5 protein-coding genes are annotated in these 8,293 nt (G+C 75.7%); all 5 read right to left on the reverse strand.

The annotated features are described in order from the left end of the window. Positions 1-1,544: aspartate aminotransferase family protein (locus HCN56_RS21360; RefSeq protein ID WP_167973586.1), on the reverse strand; the 1,544-nt coding region annotated here is incomplete at its 3' end. A gap of 47 nt (positions 1,545-1,591) precedes the next feature. Then, positions 1,592-4,942, reverse strand: coding sequence for a type I polyketide synthase (locus tag HCN56_RS27315; protein ID WP_312871344.1), 3,351 nt, complete (start codon positions 4,940-4,942; stop codon positions 1,592-1,594). Further along, on the reverse strand, positions 4,939-6,462 hold the full coding sequence (locus HCN56_RS21370) for an MFS transporter (RefSeq protein ID WP_209313018.1): 1,524 nt from the start codon (positions 6,460-6,462) through the stop codon (positions 4,939-4,941). The genes HCN56_RS27315 and HCN56_RS21370 overlap by 4 nt, the downstream gene beginning before the upstream one ends. 728 nt (positions 6,463-7,190) lie before the next feature. Continuing rightward, the gene (locus HCN56_RS21375; protein ID WP_167973584.1) at positions 7,191-7,937 is read right to left on the reverse strand and encodes a helix-turn-helix transcriptional regulator; all 747 of its coding nucleotides are present in this window, start codon (positions 7,935-7,937) and stop codon (positions 7,191-7,193) included. Between the two features lie 164 nt (positions 7,938-8,101). After that, on the reverse strand, positions 8,102-8,293 hold a 192-nt coding region (locus HCN56_RS21380; RefSeq protein ID WP_209313019.1), incomplete at its 5' end, for a hypothetical protein.

Below are 8,293 nucleotides of genomic sequence, written 5' to 3' on the forward strand. Positions count from 1 at the left end.
GGGTGGGGCGCCGTCGGCCGACCGGCCGCGGCGCGGGCGAAGAAGCCGGCGCCGCGCAGCTCGCGCAGCGAGCCGCGTACCGCGTCCATGATCTGTTCGATGTCGCCGTCGGTGTGGGCGGTGGAGAGGAAGAAGTTGCGCCACTCCCAGACGTGGACCCCGCGCACCATGAGGTGGTGGTAGAGCAACTCCATGTCGGCGCGGTGCTCGAACCGGAACTGGGAGCCGAAGTGCCGGACCCGGAGCGGGAACTCCTCCTCCTCGAAGAAGGTGTTCAGCGTGGTCGCGAAGTCGTCGGTCCGGGCGTTGAGCCGCATTTGCAGCCCGGGGCCCTCGGCGCGCAGATGCCGGAGCACGGCCGAGGCGGCGGCCATCGAGACCGGGTGCTGGAGGTAGGTGCCGCCGAAGAAGGTCGTGTCGGCGCTCGGGTGGGAGGCGTCGCCGTAACTCCAGGCGCCGCCGTCGACCCCGTCCATGATGTCGGCCCGGCCGGCGATGGCGCCGACGGGGAAGCCGCCGCCGAGGACCTTGCCGTAGGTGGCCAGGTCCGGGGTGACGCCGTACAGCTCCTGGGCGCCCCGCAGCGCCGGGCGGAAGCCGGTGAGCATTTCGTCGAACATCAGCACGATGCCATGGCGGCGGGTCAACTCGCGTAGCGCCGACACGAACTCGACGGGTTGCAGCCCGGGGTTGCGGCTCTGCACGGGTTCGAGGACGACGGCGGCGATCCGGTCGGCCGCGGCCTCGATGGCGGCCAGCGCCTCGGGGTCGCCGTAGTCCAGCACCAGCAGGTCGGAGACGGCACCCGCCGGGATGCCCGGCGAGACCGGGACGGTGACGCGCTCGTCACCGCTGCCGGCGGACCGGCCCAGCACGCTGTCGGCGTGGCCGTGGTACGAGCTGTGGAAGACGACGACGGTGTCCCGGCCGGTGGCGGCGCGGGCGAGCCGCAGCGCGCCCGCGTTGGCCTCGGTCCCGGTGCACGCGAAGGCGACCCGGTCCAACCCGGTGATCTCGGCGAGCAGCTCGGCGGCCTCACCGGTCGCGGGGTCGCGGGGCCCCAGCCGGACTCCCCGCGCGAGGTGCTCGCGGACCGCCTCGGTGACGAACTCCGGCTCGTGGCCGAAGAGCAGCACGCCGAAGCCCATGGTGATGTCGACGTAGCGGTTGCCGTCGATGTCCTCCAGGTGCGCCCCGCCGGCCCGTTGGGCGGCGATCGGGTAGAGCATCTCCTTGGTGCTGCTGCGGAACCCCACGACCGCCCGGCTGTCAGCGAGGACACCCCGGTGGCGGGCGGCCGCCTCCTTGGAGCGCCGGGTGCGGCGGGTGTAGCGCTCCACCAGCTCCGCGAGGTGGGCCTGTTGGGGGGTCGGGCCGGCGCTCCCGCCGCCGGCGGCGGTGCCGACCATGCCGGAATCGCGCGCCACGGTCACCCGGGGGCCGTGCACCGCCGGCGGGGCGGGCGTCGCGGCGGCGGGCGGCGCGGGCGCCGCCGCGGCCTGCTGCGGGAGATGGCCGGCGATCTGCTGGGCCAGCTCCGCCATGCGCGCCAGCTCCTGGTCGATGGCGCCGGACGCGCCACCGCCGGCGGTCACCGCTGCTCCCCGGTGGGCGACGTGGCGACCTGGCGGGAGAGCAGCTGGGCCAGCTGCTCCATGAGCTGGAGCTGGATGGCGGAGAGCTGACGGACCTGCCGGGTCAGCTCCTCCATCTCCTGCCGGGTCACGTGGTCGGTCGCGGGCGACGGTGGCTGTGCGGCAGGCGGTACCGCTGCGGGGGCGGCCGCTGCGGGGTCGGCCGCTGCGGGGTCGGCGACCGGAGCGGCGGCAACGGGTGCGGTGGAGGGGGCGGGTGCCACAGGCGCGACGGGCGCGACCGGGGTGGGGACAGGCGCGGCTGCCGGCGCGGGTATCGGTCCCGGTTCCGGAGCAGGTATCGCAGCCGGCGCCGCCGCGGCGGCGTCGGCCCGGCGGCCGGCGACCAGCGCCGCCAGCAGCCGCGGCGTGACGGCCTCGTCGAACAGCTCCCGCATGGCGACCTTGACCCGGTACGTCTGCTCCAGCTCCCGCAGGACGTTGATCATCAGCAGCGAGTCCGCGCCCAGGTCGAGGAAGGACGTGTCCTCCCCGACCGCACCCGACCGGTCTCCCAGGGCCCGGGAGGTCACCTCGACGACGTGCGCCAGCACTTCCCTGACCTCGGCCTCTGCCGCCATGTCCGTTCCTTCCCTCGGGGGTTCCGCCGCTGCTGCGACGGTGGGTTCCGGGCCCTTCCAGTGGGTCCGGTGCTGAAAGCGGTGGCGGGGCAGCGGTATCCGCCGCCCGCCGCCGCCCTCGGCCAGCTCGTGCCAGTCGACCGGCGCGCCCGCGCGGTGGAGCGTCGCGGCGGCGTCGCGGAGCGCGTCGAGCCCGGCGCCGCCCCGCAGCGTGGCCACGGCGGTCGTCTCGGGCAGCGCCTGCCGGGCGAGGCCGCGGAGCCCGCCGCCGCCGACCTCCACCAGCGCGGTGGCGCCCGCGGCGTCCACCGCGTGCAACGCGGCGTGGAACAGCACCGGTTGCCGGGCCTGCCGCAGCAGGTGGTCGGCGTCCGGCGTCCAGCCCGGCTCCCGCGCCACGCCGTCCAGCCCGGAGACGAACGGCAGCGTGACGGGGGAGAACGGGGTGTCGGCGAGTACCTCGGCGAACTCCGGCAGCGCGGGCTCCAGCAGCGCCGTGTGGAAGGCCTGCGCGACGGGGAGCGTCCGGTGCGGTACCTGGCGTGCCGTCAGCAGCTCCCGCAGCCGCGCCACCGCGCTCCGCGGCCCGGCGAGGACGTGGTTGCGCTCCCCGTTGACGGCGGCCGGTTCGAGGCGCGGCACCTCGGCGACCAGCGCCGCCGCCGTCGCGGCGTCGGCGAGGACCGCGACCATCCCGCCCGGCTCGCACCGCGACTCCATCAGCCGCCCGCGCTCGGCGGTCAGCCACAGGCCGTCCTCGACGGTCAGCGCACCGGCCGCGGTGAGCGCGGCGAACTCGCCGACGCTGTGCCCGGTGACGACCTCCGGTCGGACACCCGCCCGGCGCCACAGCGCCAGCAGGGCGCACTGCACGGCGAACAGCGCCGGCTGCGCGGCGTCCGTCGGCCAGGGGACGTCGGGGTCGCCGGGAGCGAGCAGCGGCGCCAGCAGCGGGCGACCGGAGCGCTCGCGGTGCAGGGCGTCGCAGTGGTCGAGCACCTCCCGCACGGCGCCGTACCGCTCGTACAGCGCGCGGACCGCCGTCGGCCGCGCCCCGCCCTGGCCGCTGAAGAGCAGACCGACACGGGGCGCCCGGGGCGGCGGCTCGGTGGGCCCGGCCGGCGGCGGCCCGGCGGCGGCGTCGCCGTCGAGCCAGCGGTGCAGCTCCTCGGCGACCTCGGTCGCGGTGCCGCCCTGCGCGGCGACCCGGTACGGGCCGGGCGCCCGGCCCGCCGTCGAGGTGAGGAGGTCCCCCATGTCGAGCTGCGGATGGCGGCGGAGGTGGTCGCGGAAGGCGCGGACGGTGGCCGTCAGGGCGGCGGGGGAGCGGGCGGACAGCGGCAGCACGCCCAGCGGTGCCCCGCGGTCGCCGCGGGGAGCGGCGGGCGGCGCCTCCTCGACGACGAGGTGGACGTTGGTGCCGCCGACCCCGAGCGAGGTGACCCCGGCGCGGCGCGGTGTGTCCGAGACCGGCCAGGGGGTGGCCTCGCGGGGAATCCAGAACGGGCTGGTCGCAAGGTCCAGGGCGGGGTTGGGGCGCCGGAAGTTGGCCATCGGGGGCACGGTGGCGTGCTTCAGCACCAGCAGCGTCTTGATCAGACTGGCCAGCCCCGAACAGGTGTCGAGGTGACCGAGGTTGGACTTGGTGGAGCCCAGCGCGCAGTAGCCCGCGCGGTCGGTGTCGCGGCGGAAGGCGGCGGTCGCCCCCTCGAACTCGATCGGGTCGCCCTTGAAGGTGCCGGTGCCGTGCGCCTCCAGGTAGCCGACGGTCCCGGCGCCGACCCCGGCGCGCTCCAGCGCCCGCCGGATCGCCCGTGCCTGCCCGCGGGCGGACGGCGCGGTGAAGGCCCGCTTGTCGGAGCCGTCGTTGGTGACGCCCCAGCCGCGGATGACGCCGTGGACGGTGTCGCCGTCGGCCAGCGCGCGGCGCAGTGGCTTCAGCACCACCGCGGCGACCCCGTTGCCGGCGACGGTCCCGTCCGCGTCCGCGTCGAACGCCCGCAGCCGGCCGCTGCGGGAGAGGATCGACCCCTTCACGTAGCGGTAGCCGAGCACCTGCGGGACGTGGACCGCCGCGGCGCCGGCCAGCGCGATGTCGCAGTCGCCCACCAGGACGGACTGGGCGGCGAGTTGCACGGCGACGAGCGAGCTGGAACACGCGGTCTGCACGCCGACCGCCGGCCCGGTCAGCCCGAGCCGGAACGCGGCGCGGGTGGCGTTGAAGTCGGGGTGGGAGCCCAGGAGCGCCTGGAGCCGGGAGAGCCAGTCCTCCTCGACGCCGTCGGGCAGCACGTTGTTGAGGAGGTAGTTCTGCAACGGGTAGAGGTAGCTGCCGGTGGCGGTGAAGACGCCGGTGCGGGTGCCGGGCCGCTCCCGGCCGTAGCCGGAGTTCTCCAGGGCGTGGTGGGCACACTCCAGGAACAGCCGCTGCTGCGGTTCGACGACCTCCGCCTCGCGGCCGGTGATGCCGAAGTGGGCGGCGTCGAACCCGGCGATGTCGCCCAGCGGGGCGGTCGCGCCGACGAACCCCTCCGCGCGGCGCACCGACTCGGGGACGCCGGCGGCGCGCAGCTGGTCGTCGGTCCAGTGGACGACCCGGTCCTCGCCGTCACGGACGATCCGCCACAGCTCCTCGGGGGTGTCCGCGCCCGGGAACCGGAACGCCATGCCGATGACGGCCACGCCGTCGTGCGCGGGAGCACCCTCCTGGTGCGGCGCGGCGCTCACGCCCGGTCCCCCTCGGCCGGCCGGGCCGCCGCGGGGCCCGCGTCGGACGGCTCCGCCGCGGTCGTGCCGGTCGCGGCGGCCCGGGTGTCGGTGGTGGCAGCGGTGTCGGTGGTGGCAGTGGCCGGGGTGTCGGCGGTGGCCTGCCCGGCTGCTGCGGCCTCGACGGCCGGCGCACCCGGCCCGGTGGCGACGGGTGCCGGCTCCGAGACGGCGCCGTCGGGCGCCGGTGGCACCGCGGCGGGGTCACCGGCCCGGCTGCCGCGCCGGTCGCGCCGTACGAGGAAGACGAGGAAGCCCAGGCAGAAGGCGATCGCGACCCCGTGGAAGAGGCCGACGACGGCTATCGGTGAGGAGAACTCCAGCGTCAGCGAGCAGAGGATCATGCCCAGTCCGAAGCCGCCGTTCTCCACGGCGGCGGAGATGCCGAACATCTGCCCGCGCTGTGCGTCGGGGGTCTCCTGGAGCTTGGTGACGTAGACGATCTCGGTGAAGCCGTCGGCCATGCCGGCGATCAGCGCGACGGCGACGGCGGGGACCGTGGGCAGTCCGGTGAACGCCAGGATGAACGCCACCGACATCACCACGGCGCCGATCGCGAACGCCCGCTCGCCGAAGGAGTGGCCCGTCCGGTCGGCGTAGCGGCTGGTTGCCTGCTGCGCCACGATGTGCCCGATCGCCCAGGTCGCGAGGAACTGGCTCATGAAGGTGGCCGGGTTGGCCGGGTCCAGCGCGTCGGAGAAGACGGGCAGCGCGACGTTGTGCGAGGAGGAGCCGAGGCCGTCGGCTCCCCGGACGGCCATCATCGCCGCCATCACGGGCAGCGAGCGGAGCAGCGCCCACGACGCCCAGCGCGTGGCGCGGCGGCCGGCGTCCCCCTGCTTCCCGGCGGGGCCGCCGTCACCGGCCTTCTCGCCGGCCTCTTCACCGTCGGCGCCGTCGGCGTCGATTCCGCCGGGGGCGACGGCCGCGCGGGTGCGGATCGGGAGCAGCGCGAGGATGATGGCGGAGATGAGGAAGGTGACGCCGTTCAGGGCGAAGGCGGCGGTGTAGCCGAACTGGGCGATGACCAGGCCGGACGAGGCGAAGCCCGCGATCATCGCGAGCGAACGTCCCGTCACCAGCAGCCCGTTGGCCTTGAGCCGCTTCTCCGGGCCGACGATCTCGGGGACGCTGGAGCGCAGCGCCACCTGGTGCAGGGTGGTGCAGGCGCCCATGGCCACGGCGAGCGCGAACAGCACGGGCAGCCGGGCGGTGTCCGGCAGCGGTATCAGCACCAGCAGCATGACCGAGCGGATCAGGTCCGATCCGATCATCAGCGCCTTGCGGTCGAAGCGCGAGACCAGCCGACCGCTGACGAACCCGGCGGCGACGCTGGTCAGCAGCCGTACCGCCATGAAGATGCCCGCGGCGAACGCGCTGCCGGTGACGGTGTAGACGAAGACGTTCAGCGCCACCATGTTGAGGTAACTGCCGTACCCCGATATCGCGTTGCCGAAGACGAGCAGTCGGAAGTGCTTCATGTACGGGCCTCCAGGGCGGCTGTCGACACGCCCGGAACCTGTCGCGAGCGAAGCGGGCGGACCTCGGTGCGGCCACGGCGGGCGGACACGGAGGACCGGCGGACCCTATCCCGGGCCCGCGTCACGCGGGGAAAGAGCCTGTTGCCGCGGCCGTCGGGGCCTCAGGCGGCCGCGTCACCGCCCCGCGTGCCGGGCGGGAGGGCGCCGCCGTACCGGAGCGGTGGGCCGGGCGGTCCGCGGTGTGGCGGGGCGATGCGGGGGCAGGCGGCTCAGCGCGGCGCGCCGAACCGTCGGCGCGGTGCCGCCGAGGGCGGCGGCCCGGCCGCCCCGCCCGCGGTGGGGGCGCTGCCACTGGCCCGGAAGGCCGGTTGATCTGGACCGTTGTTCGGTTCGTCACCCATGGGCCGTCAACTTAGTCCGGGTGCGGAACGAGAGGGACCTCCTCCTTCGGGCATACCCGATCGGGCAGGGTCGTTCGGCCGCCCGAACGGGGCGTGGCCGCGCGGCGCCGCGGCGGCGAGGATGGGAACGACTCGTTCCGCTCCGCGACGGTCGGCGGCATCCGCTCGGCGCCCGGCTCCCTGGGGCCGCCACGACGGTGGCGCGCCCGCGCGCGGCTGCCCGCCCGCCGGCTTGCGGCGCAGGGCCCGGACGGCGCACGGACGGTGCGGTGCACGGCCCGGTCCACGGCCGGCCCGGGGGATCGGGCGCGGGCGGGTCGGGTGCGGTCAGACCAGGCGCTGGTCCATCGCCATCACGGCGGCGGTGGTGCGGTTGGGGGCGTCGAGCTTCAGCAGGATGGCGCCCACCAGCCGTTTCACCCCGTGGGCCGAGATGCCGAGCGCCTTGGCGATCTGCTTGTTGCTGTACCCCTCGATGAGCAGCCCGAGGGTCTCCGTCTCCCGCTCGGTGAACGAGACGGGTCTGCCCTCACGGCGGCGCCCCGGTCTGCCGCCACCCGCGACCAACTCCCGCGCCAGTCGGCCCGGCAGCGGGAACTCGCCGCGCACCGCCCGGCGCAGGGTGTCGTCCAGGACGGCCACTGTTGCCTCGGCCAGCGAGACCACGCCGTCGCAGGGCGGCGCGGAGGGGAAGGAGAGGTCACGGGCGCGGATGTCGTCGCCGATGAGCACCACCACGGGCGGTGGCCGGTGCTCGGCGTTCCCGTCGTCGGCGAGACGCCGCCATTCCGGCAGCGAGACGATGACCACCTCGGCCGCCCCCGGCGGCGGCTCGGGGGCGCCCGGGCCGGGTGCCGACCCGGTCAGCGTGACGTGGGGGAGCTGCTCCAACAGCGAGGCGACGCCCCGCCGCAGCACCTCGGTCCCCAGCAGCAGGGTGACCGCCACCGGCCGGTCGCCGTCGGCGGCGGCCGGGAGGCCGGCGGTCGCGTCGGCGGACCCGTCGGCGTCGGGTCGCCGCCGCGTGCCGTCGCCCCGCGGTTCGGCCGAGCAGCCTCGGTCACGTTCGTGCATTGAGCGCTGTCCTTCTATCTGACAGAGGCCATTGGGCGCGCATGCTAATCGCCCAGCGGTACAAGTTGGCCATTTCTGCTCAGATTCGGGTGCGGACTGGCGCGATGACCCCGGCCGGCGGCCGGAACCACCACCGGCCGCCCGGCGCTGACCTGCCGCCGCGGTCACGCCGCCCAGCTCGCCGCGCCGCTGGTCGTCAGCAGCAGCACCACGTTCAACAACGCCACCACCAGGAGTGAGTTGAACGCCGCGCGGGAGCCGGGACGCCGCGCCCGGAGCAGCCCGGCGCACAGCGTCCCGGCCGCGATCAGCACCACCGCCGCGGCCAACGGCCACGGCGCGCCGCCGGGCACCGC

Origin of the sequence: Streptomyces lonarensis, from assembly GCF_012033735.1 — a bacterium.
Lineage (GTDB): Bacteria > Actinomycetota > Actinomycetes > Streptomycetales > Streptomycetaceae > Streptomyces > Streptomyces lonarensis.